Origin of the sequence: Erwinia sp. B116 (assembly GCF_002865965.1) — a bacterium.
In the GTDB taxonomy this organism is placed as follows: domain Bacteria; phylum Pseudomonadota; class Gammaproteobacteria; order Enterobacterales; family Enterobacteriaceae; genus Erwinia.
This window is the reverse complement of the sequence record NZ_JRZZ01000056.1, coordinates 1-444: the sequence shown is the minus strand read 5'-3', so window position 1 is coordinate 444 and position 444 is coordinate 1.

The window sequence follows — 444 nt, the reverse complement described above, 5'->3', positions numbered from 1 at the left end:
GTGCGTAGGGATTTAAGGGCGTGTTGTCTGTTTGATCGAGATTCCCGGGCCTGTCAGCGGGCGACCCTGCGCGGGCTAAGCCGCTCCGGGCTCATCCCGCTGCCCTCCCTAAAAATGGGCTGTGTGGTGGCCTGTTTGGGAAGGGCTTAGGGCTTAGGGCTTAGAGCTTAGTGCGTAGGGATTTAAGGGCGTGTTGTCTGTTTGATCGAGATTCCCGGGCCTGTCAGCGGGCGACCCTGCGCGGCATAAGCCGCTCCGGGCTCATCCCGCTGCCCTCCCTAAAATGGGGTGTGTGGTGGCCTGTTTGGGAAGGGCTTAGGGCTTAGAGCTTAGTGCGTAGGGATTTAAGGGCGTGTTGTCTGTTTGATCGAGATTCCCGGGCCTGTCAGCGGGCGACCCTGCGCGGCATAAGCCGCTCCGGGCTCATCCCGCTGCCCTCCCTAA